18 protein-coding genes are annotated in these 15,824 nt (G+C 73.6%); 10 read left to right on the forward strand and 8 right to left on the reverse strand.

Annotated features, from left to right (window positions below; genetic code table 11):
- Nucleotides 1-280 precede the first annotated feature (280 nt).
- Nucleotides 281-460, reverse strand: a complete 180-nt coding sequence (locus tag ACFVFH_RS21015) for a hypothetical protein (protein ID WP_383770823.1) — start codon at nucleotides 458-460, stop codon at nucleotides 281-283.
- Between the two features lie 77 nt (nucleotides 461-537).
- On the opposite strand from ACFVFH_RS21015, the gene ACFVFH_RS21020 reads away from it, so the two are divergent.
- The 3 genes from ACFVFH_RS21020 to ACFVFH_RS21030 all read left to right on the forward strand — a co-directional run bounded on the left by ACFVFH_RS21020 (nucleotide 538) and on the right by ACFVFH_RS21030 (nucleotide 4,450).
- The gene (locus tag ACFVFH_RS21020) at nucleotides 538-1,629 is read left to right on the forward strand and encodes an integrase core domain-containing protein (protein WP_383770825.1); all 1,092 of its coding nucleotides are present in this window, start codon (nucleotides 538-540) and stop codon (nucleotides 1,627-1,629) included.
- A gap of 124 nt (nucleotides 1,630-1,753) precedes the next feature.
- Nucleotides 1,754-3,559: a gamma-glutamyltransferase family protein gene (locus ACFVFH_RS21025; RefSeq protein WP_383770828.1), complete on the forward strand. Its 1,806-nt coding sequence runs from the start codon at nucleotides 1,754-1,756 to the stop codon at nucleotides 3,557-3,559.
- A 63-nt stretch (nucleotides 3,560-3,622) separates the two neighbouring features.
- Nucleotides 3,623-4,450, forward strand: a complete 828-nt coding sequence (locus tag ACFVFH_RS21030) for an inositol monophosphatase family protein (RefSeq protein ID WP_383770831.1) — start codon at nucleotides 3,623-3,625, stop codon at nucleotides 4,448-4,450.
- A gap of 37 nt (nucleotides 4,451-4,487) precedes the next feature.
- On the opposite strand, the gene ACFVFH_RS21035 is transcribed toward ACFVFH_RS21030, so the two are convergent.
- Nucleotides 4,488-5,285 (reverse strand): DUF4037 domain-containing protein, encoded by a 798-nt coding sequence (locus ACFVFH_RS21035; RefSeq protein ID WP_383771526.1) that lies wholly within the window; start codon nucleotides 5,283-5,285, stop codon nucleotides 4,488-4,490.
- Between the two features lie 260 nt (nucleotides 5,286-5,545).
- Here ACFVFH_RS21035 and ACFVFH_RS21040 point away from each other — a divergent pair, with 260 nt between their 5' ends.
- Nucleotides 5,546-6,961, forward strand: a complete 1,416-nt coding sequence (locus ACFVFH_RS21040; protein WP_383770834.1) for a phytoene desaturase family protein — start codon at nucleotides 5,546-5,548, stop codon at nucleotides 6,959-6,961.
- A 28-nt stretch (nucleotides 6,962-6,989) separates the two neighbouring features.
- A complete protein-coding gene (locus ACFVFH_RS21045) occupies nucleotides 6,990-7,526 on the forward strand; it encodes an O-acetyl-ADP-ribose deacetylase (RefSeq protein WP_383770836.1) in 537 nt (178 codons plus the stop codon).
- Between the two features lie 285 nt (nucleotides 7,527-7,811).
- Here ACFVFH_RS21045 and ACFVFH_RS21050 read toward each other — a convergent pair whose 3' ends face one another.
- From ACFVFH_RS21050 to rpmG, 3 genes are read right to left on the reverse strand one after another with little or no spacing between them, the layout of a single operon-like run.
- Nucleotides 7,812-8,963 carry a CobW family GTP-binding protein gene (locus ACFVFH_RS21050; protein WP_383770839.1) on the reverse strand — a complete coding sequence of 384 codons (1,152 nt, stop codon included), beginning with the start codon at nucleotides 8,961-8,963 and terminating at the stop codon, nucleotides 7,812-7,814.
- Complete coding sequence (locus ACFVFH_RS21055) at nucleotides 8,963-9,217, reverse strand: type B 50S ribosomal protein L31 (protein WP_383770842.1); 255 nt, start codon at nucleotides 9,215-9,217, stop codon at nucleotides 8,963-8,965. The genes ACFVFH_RS21050 and ACFVFH_RS21055 overlap by 1 nt, the downstream gene beginning before the upstream one ends.
- Before the next feature lie 34 nt (nucleotides 9,218-9,251).
- Nucleotides 9,252-9,416, reverse strand: coding sequence for a 50S ribosomal protein L33 (gene rpmG / locus ACFVFH_RS21060; protein WP_383770845.1), 165 nt, complete (start codon nucleotides 9,414-9,416; stop codon nucleotides 9,252-9,254).
- 67 nt (nucleotides 9,417-9,483) lie between these two features.
- Here rpmG and rpmB point away from each other — a divergent pair, with 67 nt between their 5' ends.
- The 4 genes from rpmB (at nucleotide 9,484) to ACFVFH_RS21080 (ending at nucleotide 12,282) form a co-directional block, all read left to right on the forward strand.
- Nucleotides 9,484-9,720: a 50S ribosomal protein L28 gene (gene rpmB, locus ACFVFH_RS21065; protein WP_383770847.1), complete on the forward strand. Its 237-nt coding sequence runs from the start codon at nucleotides 9,484-9,486 to the stop codon at nucleotides 9,718-9,720.
- Nucleotides 9,720-10,025, forward strand: a complete 306-nt coding sequence (gene rpsN, locus ACFVFH_RS21070) for a 30S ribosomal protein S14 (RefSeq protein ID WP_383770850.1) — start codon at nucleotides 9,720-9,722, stop codon at nucleotides 10,023-10,025. Before rpmB ends, rpsN begins: the two co-directional genes overlap by 1 nt.
- 239 nt (nucleotides 10,026-10,264) lie before the next feature.
- On the forward strand, nucleotides 10,265-11,737 hold the full coding sequence (locus tag ACFVFH_RS21075) for a DNA-3-methyladenine glycosylase 2 family protein (RefSeq protein ID WP_383770853.1): 1,473 nt from the start codon (nucleotides 10,265-10,267) through the stop codon (nucleotides 11,735-11,737).
- A gap of 20 nt (nucleotides 11,738-11,757) precedes the next feature.
- Nucleotides 11,758-12,282 carry a methylated-DNA--[protein]-cysteine S-methyltransferase gene (locus ACFVFH_RS21080; protein WP_383770856.1) on the forward strand — a complete coding sequence of 175 codons (525 nt, stop codon included), beginning with the start codon at nucleotides 11,758-11,760 and terminating at the stop codon, nucleotides 12,280-12,282.
- Between the two features lie 77 nt (nucleotides 12,283-12,359).
- Here the strand turns inward: ACFVFH_RS21080 and ACFVFH_RS21085 are convergent, their stop codons facing one another.
- Nucleotides 12,360-12,944, reverse strand: a complete 585-nt coding sequence (locus ACFVFH_RS21085) for a TMEM165/GDT1 family protein (RefSeq protein ID WP_383770858.1) — start codon at nucleotides 12,942-12,944, stop codon at nucleotides 12,360-12,362.
- 335 nt (nucleotides 12,945-13,279) lie between these two features.
- On the opposite strand from ACFVFH_RS21085, the gene ACFVFH_RS21090 reads away from it, so the two are divergent.
- The gene (locus tag ACFVFH_RS21090) at nucleotides 13,280-13,684 is read left to right on the forward strand and encodes a (2Fe-2S) ferredoxin domain-containing protein (protein WP_383770861.1); all 405 of its coding nucleotides are present in this window, start codon (nucleotides 13,280-13,282) and stop codon (nucleotides 13,682-13,684) included.
- Nucleotides 13,685-13,772: 88 nt separating this feature from the next.
- Here ACFVFH_RS21090 and ACFVFH_RS21095 read toward each other — a convergent pair whose 3' ends face one another.
- Nucleotides 13,773-14,516, reverse strand: coding sequence for an NAD-dependent deacetylase (locus ACFVFH_RS21095; protein WP_383770864.1), 744 nt, complete (start codon nucleotides 14,514-14,516; stop codon nucleotides 13,773-13,775).
- A gap of 96 nt (nucleotides 14,517-14,612) precedes the next feature.
- Entirely contained in the window at nucleotides 14,613-15,818 is a 1,206-nt protein-coding gene (locus ACFVFH_RS21100) for a hypothetical protein (RefSeq protein ID WP_383770867.1), read from the reverse strand.
- Nucleotides 15,819-15,824 lie beyond the last annotated feature (6 nt).

The following is a 15,824-nucleotide window of genomic DNA, read 5'->3' on the forward strand; positions in this document are numbered from 1 at the left end:
CGTGGTGGCCGGCCTTCCTCCCCGCTCCCGGGTTCTGAGCCGAGTTTGGCGCAAGCTTCGTGTGGGGTGACCAGTCGGCTCGGCGGCTGACGCGGGAAGGCTCGCCGCTACTTTGCCGATACGTGGCCCGCCCTACGGCACCGGCCCGAGAATCTCGGTGCGCCGCACGGATCATCCGTGCGGCACACCGCCGTTTCCAGCAGATCCGGCACAGGCTCAGCTGCGGGCTGCGGGCTGCGGGCTGCCGGCTCCGGGTAGGGCGGCATGGGCAACGCCAGCGTCAGGCCGGGGTGGGCTCGGTGGCGCGCTCGGCCAGCCGTTCCTCAAGCTGGGTCTGCCACTTCTGCGGGTCGTGGCCCGCGGCCACGGCGGCGTCCCAGGCCCATTCGCTGATCGCGCCGTTGTCGAGCTTTGCGGGTGCCGATAAATCATCCGGCCAGGTCAGGAGCTTGAGTGTCACTGGCAGGCCTTCTGCTCGCGCGCCACTCGCGCTCGTGCTGTTCCCCCGGATGGCCGTCGGCGGCATCATGATCTGTCGTGCTGCTGCGCCTGGCCTACCTCGCCGTCACCCATACGTTCACGCTCCTGCGGCTGCTGCCGATGAGTGAGCGGGACAAAGACATCGAGATCCTCACGCTGCGGCACCAACTGCTGGTCCTGCAGCGCCAGGTCGGCAAGCCCGCGTTCACCGACACCGACCGTGCGCTGCTCGCTGGCCTGCTCCATCGTCTCCCGATGAACAGGCTGCGCCGGCTCCTGCTGCTGGTGCGTCCCGACACGATCTTGCGGTGGCACCGCGACCTGCTCAAACAGCGCCATGCCGTTACGTGCGCACCGAGGCGGCGAGGGCGCCCACCCACAGTCCGCTCGATCCGCAGCCTGGTCTTGCGCCTGGTACGCGAGAACAGCTCCTGGGGGTACCGGCGCATCCACGGTGAGCTCGCGGCGCTCGGTATCAAGATCGCCGCCTCCACCGTCTGGGAGATCCTCAAGGAGCACGGCATCCCGCCCGCTCCCGAACGCGAAGGCACGACCTGGGCTGACTTCCTGCGCAGCCAGGCCGACGCGCTCCTCGCCTGCGACTTCTTCGAGACCCGCACCCTGGCCGGGGCACGCCTGTACGTTTTCGCCGTCATCGAGCACACCACCCGCAGGATCCGGATCCTGGGCGCCACCGCACACCCCACCGCGGACTGGGTGCTACAGGTCGGACGCAATCTCGCCATGGATCTCCAGGACGCGGGCAGCCAGGCCAGGTTTTTGATCCGCGACCGGGACTCGAAGTTCACACAGGCCTTCGACGCCGTGCTCGCCGACGCCGGGCTGGAGGTCGTCACCAGTGGTGTCCGGATGCCCCGAATGAACTCCATCATGGAGCGCTGGATACAGACCTGCCGCAGGGAGCTGCTGGACCGCACCTTGATCTGGGACCAAAGCCACCTCCTGCACGTGCTCCAAGAGTTCGGATCTTTCTACAACGGGCATCGGCCGCACCGGGCCCTCGGCCAAGCCGCCCCGCTCCGCCCGCTACCTGAACCGATCACCGAACCAGGACAGATCGCGCATCTGGAGGTCCACCGACGAGACCGGCTCGGCGGAAACCTGCATGAGTACCAACATGTCCCCTGAGCAGGTCGGATGATTAATCGGCACCCGCAGAGTTCCGGTCCAAACTCCCCAGATTCTCCCCGGGCCCGATCCTGAGTGCGGATCCGACCGTCCGACGCGCGTAAACAACGAGGTGAGACCCCGTATGTTCACCACCCGACCCACCCTCCAGGGCACCTTCGGCATGGTGTCCTCCACCCACTGGCTCGCCTCGCAGTCGGCGATGGCCGTCCTGGAGGACGGCGGCAACGCCTACGACGCGGCCGTCGCCGCCGGGTTCGTCCTGCACGTCGTGGAGCCGCACCTCAACGGTCCGGCCGGTGAGGCGCCGATGATCCTGGCGCCGAAGGACGGCGAGGTCCGGGTGCTGTGCGGACAGGGCCCGGCCCCGGCCGGTGCGACCGTCGCCCACTACCGCTCCCTCGGCCTCGACCTGGTGCCCGGCACCGGACCGCTCGCCTCGGCCGTACCCGGCGCCTTCGACGCCTGGATGCTGCTGCTGCGCGACCACGGCACCAAGACCCTCGCCGAGGTGCTCCGGTACGCGATCGGCTACGCGGAGGACGGCCACGCACCCGTCGAGCGCGTCGGCCACACCGTCGAGACCGTCCGTGAACTCTTCGAGACCGAGTGGCGGTCCTCCGCCGACGTCTACCTGCCCGGCGGCACGTCCCCGCAGCCGGGCGAGCTGTTCCGCAACCTCGCGCTCGCCGCCACCTGGCGGCGGCTGATCGACGAGGCGGAGAAGACCGGCGGCGCGGACCGCGCCGCCCAGGTGGACGCCGCCCGCCGGATCTGGAGCGAGGGCTTCGTCGCCGAGGCCCTGGTCAGCCAGGCCGCCCGACCCACCATGGACACCAGCGGCACCCGCCACACCGGCACCCTCACCGCCGCCGACCTGGCCGGCTGGTCCGCCTCCTACGAGGCGCCCGCCACCTACGACTGGAACGGCTGGACGCTCGCCAAGGCGGGCGGCTGGAGCCAGGGCCCCGCCTTCCTCCAGCAGCTCGCGCTGCTCCCCGCCGAACTGCCGCGCTACGGCAGCGCCGACTACGTCCACCTCCTCATCGAGGGCTGCAAGCTCGCCATGGCCGACCGGGAGGCCTGGTACGGCGACGCCGCCGACGTACCGCTCGACACCCTGCTCTCCGAGCCGTACAACGCCACCCGCCGCGCCCTCATCACCGCCGAGGCCTCGCGCGAACTGCGCCCCGGCAGCCCGGACGGCCGCACCCCGGTGCTCAGCGGCCACGCGCGGGAGGTCGCCTCCGGCGCGGCCGGCTCCAGGGCCCTGGGCGTCCAGGCGGCGGGCGTCGGCGAGCCGACCGTCGCCAAGGACGGCACCACCCGCGGCGACACCTGCCACGTCGACGTGGTCGACCGCTGGGGCAACATGATCTCCGCCACCCCCAGCGGCGGCTGGCTCCAGTCCAACCCGGTCGTCCCGGAGCTCGGCTTCCCGCTCGGCACCCGGCTCCAGATGGCCTGGCTGGACGAGGGACTGCCGAACACCCTCACCCCCGGCCGCCGTCCCCGCACCACCCTCACCCCGTCCGTCGCCCTGCGCGACGGCGTCCCGGTGATGGCGTTCGGCACGCCCGGCGGCGACCAGCAGGACCAGTGGCAGGTGCACTTCTTCCTGGCGGTGGCCCTGCGCGGCCGGGTCCGCGGCGGACTCGACCTCCAGGGCGCCGTCGACGCCCCGAACTGGCACAACGACAGCTTCCCCAGCTCCTTCTTCCCGCGCGGGATGCGGCCCGGAAGCGTCACCGTCGAAGGGCGCATGGACCCGGAGGTCGTCGAGGAACTGCGCCGCCGCGGTCATGACGTCACCGTCGGCGCCCCCTGGTCCGAGGGCCGGCTGTGCGCCGTGGCGCGCGACCCGGAGACCGGAGTGCTCTCCGCCGCCGCGAACCCGCGCGGCATGCAGGGCTACGCCGTCGGACGCTGAGCGGTCACTTCCCCGACATGACCAGGTCGTCGGCGCCGCGGCGGGGCATGATTGGCTGAGGCCATGATCGATGCATTCCTCACCGGTGACCTGACCGAGGTCGAGGCGGCGGTCCGCGCAGCGGCCGCCGCCGAGATCCTGCCCCGCTTCCGGCAGCTCGCCGCGCACGAGATCGTCGAGAAGAGCGGCCCGCACGACCTCGTCACCGTCGCCGACCGCCTCGCCGAGGAACACCTCACCGCGTCCCTGACCCGGCTGCTGCCCGGCTCGGTCGTCGTCGGCGAGGAGGCGGTCCACGCCCACCCCGAGGTGTACGACGCCCTGCGCGGCGACGCGCCCGTCTGGATCGTGGACCCGGTCGACGGCACCCGCCAGTTCGTCCGCGGCGAACCGCACTTCTGCACCCTGGTCGCCCTCGCCCACCGCGGCGAACTCCTGGCCTCGTGGACCTACGCCGCGGCCCTGGACGAGATGGCGGTCGCGGTCCGCGGCGCCGGCGCCCTGCTCGACGGCGAGCCGATACGCTCCGGCTCACCCGCCCCCGGAGCCGTGCTGCGGGTGGCCATGTCGCACCCCGACTACACCACCGACGCCCAGAAGCGCGCCCTGCTCGGCCTGCGCACCGAGGGGATCGACGCCCGGCCCTGCGGTTCGGCGGGCCTCGAATACCTCGCCGTGGCCCGCGGGGACCTGGACGCGACCGCCTTCAACTGGGAGTACGCCTGGGACCACGCGGCGGGCCTGCTGCTGGTCACCGAGGCGGGCGGCGCCCAGGCCACGCTCTCCGGCGCGCCGTTCCGCATCGCGGGCGGCAACGCCCTGCCGTTCACGGCGGCCCGCGACGAGACCACCGCCGCACGCGTCCTCGGGGCGCTGCGCGGCGAAGCCTGACCGGACGGCGCCCCGCCCGGCCGAGGAACTCGCCGTCTCACCCGCCGCAGACCGCGCGCACCTCCCGCACCAGCCCGGCGGCCCGCTCCACCGCCACCGTGTCCAGCCCCCGCAGCGCCTCGCCGACGCGTTCGGCGTAGTGCGCGGGAGTGTCCGGCAGGGCGGCGGCCGCCGCCGTCGCGCCCTTCTCGTTCAGACACCAGGTGCGGTGGTGGGCGTGGAGGGCCTGCGCGAGGACGCCGAACGCCCGGGACAGGCACAGCGAGACATGGAGCGCGTCCCCGACGGGAGCCGACTTGCGGGCGGCCGCCACCGAGAAGTCCGCCTCCCAGGCGGCCGCGACGAGCGCGGCGCGCAGCGGCTCCGGATAGGTCAGGGTCTGCTCCCGCAGCTCCGTCAACTCCCCGCGGGGATCGGCGAGCACCCGCCCCAGCGCGACCTCGCCCGGATAGGCGGGGGACCAGAATCCGAGCGGGTGGCCGGGCTGCACGCCCACGTCGAAGCGCCCCTCGCGGCAGTCCGCCCAGACCGACTCCACCCGGTCGAGATCGCGCAGGATCCAGTCCACCGGGACACCGTCCACCCGCAGCCACGCGCCGCCGTCCACCCAGGGCCCCCACGCGCCGGGCCCGGCGACCTCGACGGGGGAGCCCTGCACCTCGGACGCCAGCGCGGTCAGCGCGGCCATGTCGGGGGCGCCGCGGTAGTACAGGCCCAGATCCCAGTCGGAGTCCGGACGGTGGGCGCCACGGGCCCGGCTGCCGCCGAGGGCGACGGCCCGGATGCCCGGCAGCGCGGTGAGCCGGGACGCCATCCCGGCGATACGGGCGGGCATGGACGCGACAGGGGCTCCGGGGTCCGGCGTCCGGGCCGGGTCGGGTCCGCGCGGTCCGGTGCCGTGCCCCGCCGGGTCGCCTTCGGCCACCATGGTTCCTCCTCCGCCCGCCGTACGGCACCGGATCCCGCCCGTCGTCCCGGTCGTCCGGAGGAGGGTCCGGGTGCCTTCTTCGCGCGGTGACCCTACCCGCGGCCGCGCTGTCGGTGCCTCGGAATATCCTGGGTGTCCTGGCCATCGGCTGACGAAGGAGTCCGAAGGTGCCGTCGATGCTCGATGCCGTCATCGTGGGGGCGGGCCCCAACGGACTGACCGCCGCGGCCGAACTGGCCCGCCGGGGCTTCGCCGTGGAGGTCTTCGAAGCGGAGAAGACCGTCGGAGGCGGTGCCCGGACCGAGGAGCTGACCCTTCCCGGATTCCGCCACGACCCCTGTTCCGCCGTCCACCCGCTGGGCATCGGCTCACCCGCGTTCAACGCGATGCCGCTCGCCCGGCACGGCCTGGAGTGGCTCCAGCCCGAGCTGGCCCTCGCCCACCCGTTCCCGGACGGCACGGCCGCCGTGCTCACCGGCTCGGTGGGGGAGAGCGCCATGTCGCTGGGGGCCCGGGACGCCGGGACGTACCGCAGGCTGGTCGCTCCGTATCTCGGCCACTGGGACACCCTCGCCCAGGACTTCCTGCGCACCCCGTGGGACGGGCTGCCCCGTGACCCCTACCGCTGGGTGCGCTTCGGACTCGACGCGATCCAGCCCGCCTCGCTGCTCTCCCGCCGCTTCGGCGGCGCGAAGGCGCGCGGTCTGTTCGCCGGGCTCGCCGCCCACGCCATCGCGCCCACCAGCGGCCCGGCGACCGGCGGGATCGCCCTGCTGTTCGCGCTGGCGGCGCACGAGAAGGGGTGGCCGGTGCCGCGCGGCGGCTCGCAGGCCATCTCCGACGCCCTCGCCTCGTACATACGCGAACAGGGCGGCACGATCCGTACCGGCACCGAGGTCAAGCGGCTCGACGAGCTCCCGCCCGCCCGCGCCTACGTCTTCGACACCTCGCCCACCGCCCTCGCCCGTATCGCCGGGCTGGGCCACGCCTACCGCGGCTTCCGGTACGGCGCGTCCTGCTTCAAGATCGACTACGCCTTGTCGGGCCCCGTCCCCTGGACCGCGGCGGAGGCCCGCCGGGCCGGCACGGTCCACATCGGCCCCTCGGCCGGTGAGATCGACGCCGCGCTGACGGCCGCGGTGACCGGCCGGGACCCGAGCGTGCCGTTCCTGATCACCGCTCAGCCCAGCCTGGTCGACCCGTCCCGCGCCCCCGAGGGCCGTCATGTCTTCTGGGTGTACGGACACGTCCCGTCGGGCTGGGAGGGCGACGCCACCGATGTCATCGAACGCCAACTGGAGCGCTTCGCCCCGGGGTTCCGCGATCGGGTGCTCGCCCGCGCGGTGGCCGGGCCGCCCGAGCTCGCGGCGCGCAACGCCAACTACGTCGGCGGCGACATCGCGTGCGGGGCGTTCTCCGGCCTCCAGACGGTGCTGCGCCCCAAGCTCGCCCGCGTGCCGTACGCGACGGCGCATCCGGCGGTCTTCCTCTGTTCCTCGGCCACCCCGCCCGGCCCCGGGGTGCACGGCATGTCGGGCCACCACGCGGCGAAGGCGGTCTGGCGGCGGCTGCGGGCGGCCTGAGGGCCGCGCGCAGGGCATGATGTCCGCCATGCGTACACCCGAGGGCGTCACCATCACCCTGGTCCGGGGTGACATCACCCGGCAGTCCGTCGATGTCATCGTCAACGCGGCGAATTCCTCCCTGCTCGGCGGTGGCGGGGTCGACGGCGCGATCCACCGGCGCGGCGGCCCGGAGATCCTCGCCGCGTGCCGGAAACTGCGCGCGTCGCAGTACGGAAAGGGCCTGCGCACCGGCCTGGCCGTCGCCACGACGGCCGGCGCGCTCGACGCCCGCTGGGTGGTCCACACCGTCGGGCCGGTCTGGAGCAGCTCCGAGGACCGCTCCCCGCTTCTGGCCTCCTGCTACCGCGAATCGCTGCGCGCGGCCGCCGAGTTGGGGGCGCGCACGGTCGCCTTCCCGGCCGTCTCGACCGGGATCTACGGCTGGCCGATGGACGACGGGGCGCGGATCGCCGTCCGTACGGTCCGTCAGGAGGCGGTGGCACCCGTCGAGGAGGTGCGGTTCGTGCTGTTCGACGCGTATGCGTACGCGGAGTTCGAAGCGGCGCTGGAGGCGCGGGGCTGAACGGCGGACGCCGCGCGCGTCCGGCGGACGGGGAGGGTCCGGCGTACGCGCGCGGCGCGTGGGTGCCGGGGCTTTCGTCCGGTTCGGCCGGGCCCGGTCCGGACGAAGGCCCCGGAGCGGCGGGGCCGCCTCCCGGGCGTGACGGATCACGCGGGCGGGCCGGCGCAGCCGCCGGTCGCCGGCCCCGTCACATGGCGGCCGCGTCCGGCGGGCCGGGGCGGGGACGCCTGGGCCGGTGGGGATCCTTCCGCCGTGCGACGCGCGTTTCCCGCGTGGCCCCCGGGTTCAGCGGACCGGGTCGAGAAATGAGTCGAAGGGGGCCGGGAGCTGTCGCCAGACCTCCGGTCCGGCGGCGTATTCGGCATCGGTGAGCAGACAGCTCCCGAGGAGCCGGGCCAGCCCGTCCCGGTCGAGGCCGGGCGAGGTGAAGACGAGGTGCTGGCAGCGGTCGCCGTGCTCCGGATGCCAGTCGAGGGCTGCCGCCGCCCGGCGGACGGGCGGCACCAGGTCCCAGGCCGCGTCCGGCAGGGAGGCCAGCCATGGCCCCGCGCTCTCCACGCAGAGCGCGCCGCCCGCCGCGTCCCAGGACAGCAGCGTGTCGGGGCGGTCGGCGAGCCAGAAGCGGCCCCGGCTGCGCGCCGCCGCACAGCACAGCTCCTCCAGCGCCCGGAAAAGCCGCTCGGGGTGGAAGGGGCGGCGGCGGTGCCAGACGAGCGTGGCCACCCCCGCTTCGTCCGCCTCCTGCGGCAGCCGGGCGCACGCCGGGTGCTGGGCGGCGGCCGCCTCCGCGTCGAAGCCCGCGAGGGCGAGACGGGCCAGTTCGGCCGAGCCCGCCCTCACCTGACGTGCCGTCGGATGGAGCTGGGTCAGCAGCGCGCGGTCCTCCTCGTCGGCCGTCGCACGGTCGGCGAGGGCGAGCACGGGCGCGTACTCCAGCTGCCGGGCCCAGGTGTCGCCGACGGTCCGCCGGTCCGTGGCGGCCGCCGCGAGCCCCGCATCGGCCAGGTCGTCGCCGTTCCCGAGACAGGGCAGCACGAGAGCGGGGTCGACGGCGGTCATCACCTGGGTGAGCTCGAAGAGGGCGCCGCCGTGCGCGACGACGACCTCGGCCATCGTCCGGGGCTCCACGGAGTCCCAGAGCTCGACGATCGCGAGCCGGGCCGTCCCTTCACCGGCCAGCCGCTCCAGCTCCGGGACCAGGTCCTCGCGCAACGCGCAGCAGGCGCAGTCGTCGATGAGCGGGGTCCATCCGCGGGACAGCTCGCCCGAGGCGTCCCGCACGAGGCGGAGCACGGTGCCCTCGGCGGCGGTGGCCAGGTCGTGGTGGAGCGCGACGCTGCCGGGGACGGCGCGCAGCAGCCCGTCGACGGCCTCGCGGCGGGCCTCGGAGTGGAGCCCGCCGACGATCACGACGGGCAACCGGCCGCTGTCCCGCATCAGTTCGCCCCGTGTCGGCCGTAGCGGCGCTCGAACCGCTCGACGCGGCCCGCGGTGTCCAGCACACGGGCGGTGCCCGTGAAGAAGGGGTGGCTCGCCGAGGAGATCTCGACGTCGACGACGGGGTAGGTGTTCCCGTCCTCCCATGTGACGGTCTTCTCGCCGGTCGCGGTGGACCGGGTGAGGAAGGCGGAGCCGGCCGCCTTGTCGCGGAAGACGACGGGGCCGTACGGGGGGTGGATTCCGGGTTTCATGAGGGTGTCCTTCCGGGTCGGGTGCGGGGCCGGGTCAGCGGTCTTCGCGGAACTCGACGTGCTTGCGGGCGAGCGGGTCGTACTTGCGCAGGACCATCCGGTCGGGGTCGTTGCGGCGGTTCTTGCGGGTGACGTAGGTGAAGCCGGTCCCGGCGGTGGAGCGGAGCCTGACGACCGGGCGCAGTTCGTTGCGAGCCATGACCGCTACTATATGGCAATGATTTCCATTTCCAACAAGTGGTTCTCCATGGAAAGCAGGTAGCCCCATGTCCGCCCACTGCCAACTGACCGGCGCACGGCCCGGCTTCGGCAACGCCGTCTCCCACTCCCACCGGCGCACCCCGCGCCGCTTCGACCCCAACATCCAGCGCAAGAGGTACTGGCTGCCGAGCGAGGGCCGGTACGTCCGGCTGACGCTCTCCGCCAGGGCGATCAGGACCGTCGACCGCATCGGGATCGAGGCGGCCGTCGCCCGGATCCGCGCCGGGGGAGCGAACGTCTGATGGCCAGGAAGAGCAAGATCGCGCAGAACGAGAGGCGCCGGGCGACCGTCGAGCGGTACGCCGCCCGGCGCGCCGCGCTGAAGGAGACCATCCGGCGCCCCTCCTCCACGGACGCCGAACGCCGGGCCGCCATGGACGAGCTGCGGCGCCAGCCGCGTGACGCAGGTGCGACCAGGGTGCGCAACCGGGACAGCGTGGACGGGCGGCCCCGCGGCCATCTGCGGAAGTTCGGGCTCTCCCGCATCCGGATGCGCGAGCAGGCCCTTGCCGGACATCTCCCGGGGGTCACCAAGTCCTCCTGGTGAGAGACCGGCGCAGCCCGTGGACCGGGCGGAGGGGCCCCGGCGGCCGACGCGGCCGCCGGGGCTCCCCGCGAGGGCTCCCCGCGAGGGCTCCCCGCGAGGGCTCCCCGCGAGGGCTCCCCGCGAGGGCTCCCCGCGAGGGCTCCCCGCCGGGGCTCCGGGCCACGGCGAAGTGCTGGCAGCCCGGCGTGGATGTCGGATTCTCGCCAGCCTCCGGGTGTCGCGTGGCGGATGCTTGAGCCATGCACACCGACACCGAGCGCTGCGTACGCGCCGTCCGTTCCAAGGACGCCCGCTTCGACGGCTGGTTCTTCACGGCGGTCCTGACCACCCGGATCTACTGCCGTCCCAGCTGCCCGGCCGTGCCGCCCAAGGTCGAGAACATGACCTTCTACCCCAGCGCGGCCGCCTGCCAGCAGGCCGGGTTCCGGGCCTGCAAACGCTGCCGGCCCGACACCAGCCCCGGCTCCCCGGAGTGGAACGCGCGGGCCGACTCGGTGGCCCGCGCGATGCGGCTCATCCGGGACGGCGTCGTCGACCGCGAGGGCGTCCCCGGACTCGCGTCCCGGCTCGGCTACTCCGCCCGGCAGATCGAGCGCCAGCTCCTCGCCGAGCTCGGCGCGGGCCCGCTCGCCCTGGCCCGCGCACAGCGCGCCCAGACCGCGCGACTGCTCATCGAGACGACCGGACTCCCCATGGCGGAAGTCGCGTTCGCCGCCGGGTTCTCGTCGGTCCGCACCTTCAACGACACCGTCCGCGAGGTCTTCGCGCTCCCCCCGGGCGAGCTGCGCAGCCGCGCCGCCCGCTCCGTGCGGCCCCCGGCCACTCCGGGAGTGATGGTGCTGCGGCTGCCGTACCGGGCCCCGCTCAACCCCAGCAACCTCTTCGGTCACCTCGCCGCCACCGCCGTCCCCGGCGTCGAGGAGTGGCGCGACGGCGCCTACCGCCGCACGCTCTCGCTGCGGTACGGACACGGCATCGTCGCGCTCACCCCGCACCCCGACCACATCGCCTGCCGCCTCTCGCTCACCGACCCGCGCGACCTCACCCTCGCGATCAGCCGCTGCCGCTGGCTGCTCGACCTGGACGCCGACCCGGTGGCCGTCGACGAGCAGCTGTCCGCCGATCCGCTCCTCGCCCCGCTGGTCCGCAAGGCCCCGGGCCGACGGGTCCCGCGGACCGTCGACGGCGCCGAGTTCGCCGTACGGGCGGTGCTCGGCCAGCAGGTGTCGACCGCCGCCGCCCGGACCCACGCGGCCCGTCTGGTCACCGCCCACGGCCTGCCCGTCACCGACCCGGAGGGCGGCCTCACCCACCTCTTCCCGGACCCCGGGGCGCTCGCCGGGCTCGACCCCGAGCAGCTCGCCCTGCCACGCAGCCGCCGCACCACCCTCACCACCCTCGTCGGCGCCCTCGCCGACGGATCGCTGCGGCTGGGTACCGACACCGACTGGGAGCGCGCGCGGGCCGAACTGTCCGCCCTGCCCGGCTTCGGTCCCTGGACCGTCGAGGTGATCGCGATGCGGGCGCTCGGCGACCCGGACGCCTTCCTCCCCACGGACCTGGGCATCCGGCGCGCGGCCGGGGAACTCGGCCTGCCCTCGACCCCCGCGGCGCTCACCGCCCGCGCGGCCGCCTGGCGCCCCTGGCGGGCGTACGCGGTCCAGTACCTGTGGACCGTGGACGACCACCCCATCAACCACCTGCCCCTCTGAGGACCATCGGGAATCTGGCCATGACCACGACACTTCCTTCCACCGCGACCCGGCAGCACACCGTCGTCGACAGCCCGTACGGGCCGCTCACCCTCGTCGCCACCGACGGGGTCCTCGCGGGCCTCTACATGACCGGACAGCGGCACCGCCCGCCCGAGGAGACCTTCGGCGCACCCGACCCCCGGCCCTTCGCCGAGGCCGCCCGCCAGCTCGACGCCTACTTCGCCGGGGAGCTGCGCACCTTCGACCTGCCGCTGCGACTGGACGGCACCCCGTTCCAGCGCAGCGTCTGGGCACAGCTCCAGCTGATTCCGTACGGCGAGACCCGCTCCTACGGCGAACTGGCCGAGAACCTCGGCAAACCGGGAGCCTCGCGCGCCGTGGGGCTGGCCAACGGCAAGAACCCGGTGGGCATCATCGTCCCCTGCCACCGTGTCATCGGTGCCTCGGGGAGCCTCACGGGCTACGGCGGCGGACTCGACCGCAAGCAGCGGCTGCTGGCCTTCGAGAACGGCACGGAGGACGCCGCCCCGGCGCTCTTCTGACGCCCTCGGCACCCGTCCGCGGACATGGCGGCGGGCCCGGACACACCCGGTCCGGGCCCGCTCGCGCACCGAGGCCGTCAGCCGGTGAAGATCTCCACCAGGGTCCAGACCGCCAGCCCCAGCATGCAGAGCCCGCCGATCCGCTGGACCGTCCTGAGCGGCACGCGCTTCGCGATGAAACGCCCGGCGAGCAGCGCCAGCGCCGAGACGGACATCAGCGCGGCCGCGGAACCGATGGCCGTGGACCACGTGCCGTTGCTCGCGGCCAGGTTGGCCGTGGTGATCTGGGTGAGGTCGCCCCACTCACTGATGAAGACGGCCATGAACGCGGTCGAGTAGACGGGCCAGAAGCCGGTCACCGTCTTCGTGCCGCCGTCCTCGTCGCCGTCCCCGCCGCCGGAGCGCAGCAGCATGAAGGCGCCGAAGGCGAAGAGGGAGGCGGAGACGAGCTTGACGATCCAGTCGGGCAGCAGCCCGATCAGGCTGCCGGCCCCCACCGCGATGGCGACGTGGACGATGAACGCGGACGACGTGCCGAACCAGACGTACAGGGGTCGCATGCGGGTGCCCATGGCGAGCGACGCGAACATCGTCTTGTCGGGGAGTTCCGCGAGGAAGATCAGCCCGAAGGCGGTGAGAATCGCCAGGGGGTCGAGGTGCATTCCGGGTGGCTTTCTGTAGGAGCCGGGCCCCGGGCCTTCGCGAAGCGCCACTGGGGCATCCGGAGGACCACTCGGCCCGGCATGACGTCAGCGCCCACGGACGCGGGCGTGTCATACCTGACCGAAGGTCTCGCCCGCCCGCGGTGATCCACGGGCCCGGCCACCGGGAACCCGGAGGTTCCAGTGTGTCGACGACCGGTTTGCGGGGCTACTCCCCTTCGCAGCCACCAACTGTACCCCACCCGCCCACGGCGGCGATCGGGTGTTCGATCCCCCGGCGGGGGTGGGTACAGTCCCCTGGTGATCACCCCCGCCCGCACCGGAAGCGTCCCCGCATGAGCCGTCGTACCCGAGGCGCGGTCCCTGCCCAGGGCGCGCCCCGGCCCACCGTCAGCGTCTGCCGCGGCTGCTGCTGCGGCACGCCCAAGATCCCGGACGTGGACCACGCCGGTCAGCTCGCCGAGCTGCGGCGGTCGCTGGGCGAGCGGGCGACGGTACGCGCCGTGGAGTGCCTGGACGCCTGCGAACAGGCCAATGTCATCGTCGTCCAGCCCTCGGCCGAGGGCCGCCGCGCGGGCGGCCGCCCGGTCTGGCTCGGACTGGTCAACGACCCGGACGCGGTGACGGACATCGTCGCCTGGGTCGAGGCGGGCGGCCCGGGGCTGGCGGACCCGCCGGAGATCCTCGACCTGTACACGTTCCGCGCCTCCCGCCGCGTACAGCGGGAACTGGAGGGCTGAGGGCCGTCCGGCGGGACTGTCCTCGAAGTGCCGCCCGCCGCGGGGCCCGCCCTCCGGTCGGACGACGACGCCCCCTCCGACGCGGACCCTACGACCCCCCGGCCGCGCCCGGACCGGCCGCCAGCCGCTCCAGGAGCGCCGGGAGCGCCGTGCCGATGGGCTCGCGGACGGTCTCCTCGGCCAGTTCGTCGTACGGCGTCGGCTCCGCGTTCACCACGACGAGCCGTGCGCCGTGCTCCACCGCGATCCCCGCCAGCGAGGCGGCGGGCTGCACCTGGAGCGTCGTGCCGACCGCGATGAACACCTCGCACGCCTTGGTGATCGACACCGCCTCGCCCAGCACCACCGGATCGAGCCGCTCCCCGAACATGACCGTGGCCGATTTCAGGATGCCGCCGCAGACCGTGCACGGCGGGTCGGCCTCCCCCGCCTCCACCCGGGCCAGCGCCTCGGCCATCGGGGAACGGGCCCGGCAGCGGGTGCAGACCACCTCGCGCGCGGTCCCGTGCAGTTCCAGGACCTTGCGGGCGGAGAGCCCGGCCAGCTGGTGCAGACCGTCGACGTTCTGGGTGATCACCCGGACCGGCGTGCCGGACCGCTCCAGCTCGGCCACCGCGCGGTGGGCCGCGTTGGGCTCCGCGGCCCAGGTCGCGCTGGTGCGGCGCAGCTGCCAGGAACGGCGCCGGATCTCCGGGTCCGCCATGTAGAAGTCGTACGTGACGAGCTTCTCGGCCTCCGGGTCCTTGCGCCAGAGCCCGTTGGGCCCGCGGTAGTCGGGAATGCCGGAGTCCGTGGAGATGCCGGCGCCGCTGAGGATCGCGACGAGAGTCATGCCGCGAGCGTACGCAGCGCCGGACGCTCCGGGCGAGGCCATTTCGGCCCCGGGAGGCCACCGGACCCGCGGGGCCGGGGGTGCGTGCGGTGTACGTCAGGCCGCGGGACCGGCCGGGGTGAACGGCGACGGGGTCAGGCCCGTCCAGGTGTTCAGCACGGCGCTCGCGGTCTGCTTGGTGACGCCGCCGTCCTGCACGGTGCCGCTCTTCGCGACGTAGAACCGCCCGTCGTCGAGCGAGACCAGCCCGTACTGCCCGTACTGTCCGGGCGCCGGCCACCCCCACGTACCGGTCGTGGTGTCGTGCGCGCCCTCGCGCAGCAGCGGGAGCAGCAGTCCGCGTTCCGGGCGCTGCTGGCCGCGCACCGGGCCGCGTACCGGCTTGCGGCTGCCGTCCAGCGCGAAGACCGAGTAGTTGGGGAAGCCCGGCTTGGCTCCCTTGTAGGCGGCCATCAGCCAGTTGCCGCTGTGTCCGTCGTACTCCAGGTTCTGCACACCGAAATTGGTGTTGCCCGTGTACACGAAGAACTTGCCGTCGACACGGGCCGGACCGCTGGTGTGCGGGGCCGACTCGGTCAGCGGGCGCTCGTACCTCTTCCACCGGGTGACGTCGTACTGGAGCAGCACCTGGTGGTCGTTGTCCGTGCGGCCGGTGTTGGAGTACACCCCGTACGCGACCGTGAGCTTGCGCTCGGCACGCTTGCCGCGCCGGTCGCCGAACGCCGGACCGAACGCGACCCCGTCGATGCCGCTGCAGCCGTAGCGGTGGTCCGGGGTGGCGCCGGTGTCGCCGTCGAAGACGCCGTCCCCGTTCATGTCGGCGGTGAAGTCCTTCACCACCTCCTTGAGGTAGACGGTCGAGACGACCCCGGTGGACTGGGCGTCCATGTCCATCCGGGTGATGCGGTCGACGTCGAGGATCGCGATGTAGAAGGACTTCGCCTCCTTGTACTCCAGCGAGCCGTAGACCCGGCCGTCCTTGTCGTTGAAGTCCAGGTCCCCGAGATGGCCGGTGAATCCGGTGACCGAGCCGACCGGCCTGCCCTGGAGATCGGTCTTGACCAGCAGGTTGGTCATCGAGAAGTACATGAAGCCCTTGCGGCGGTCGATGGCCATGCCCTGGACATGGCCGGACTGCCAGGCGCCGCCGTCGACCGACAGCGGCAGCCTGCCGTGTGCGGCAGCCGGGGCCGGCGCCGGTTCCGCGAGCGCCGTCGATGCCGTGGCGACCACCGCCGTACAGACGAACGCTGCGACGATCGTGGCCGGCAGACCACCGAGGTGTCCCGTGTGCGTACGCATGATCCC

Source organism: Streptomyces sp. NPDC057697 (genome assembly GCF_042799335.1).
In the GTDB taxonomy this organism is placed as follows: Bacteria; Actinomycetota; Actinomycetes; order Streptomycetales; family Streptomycetaceae; genus Streptomyces.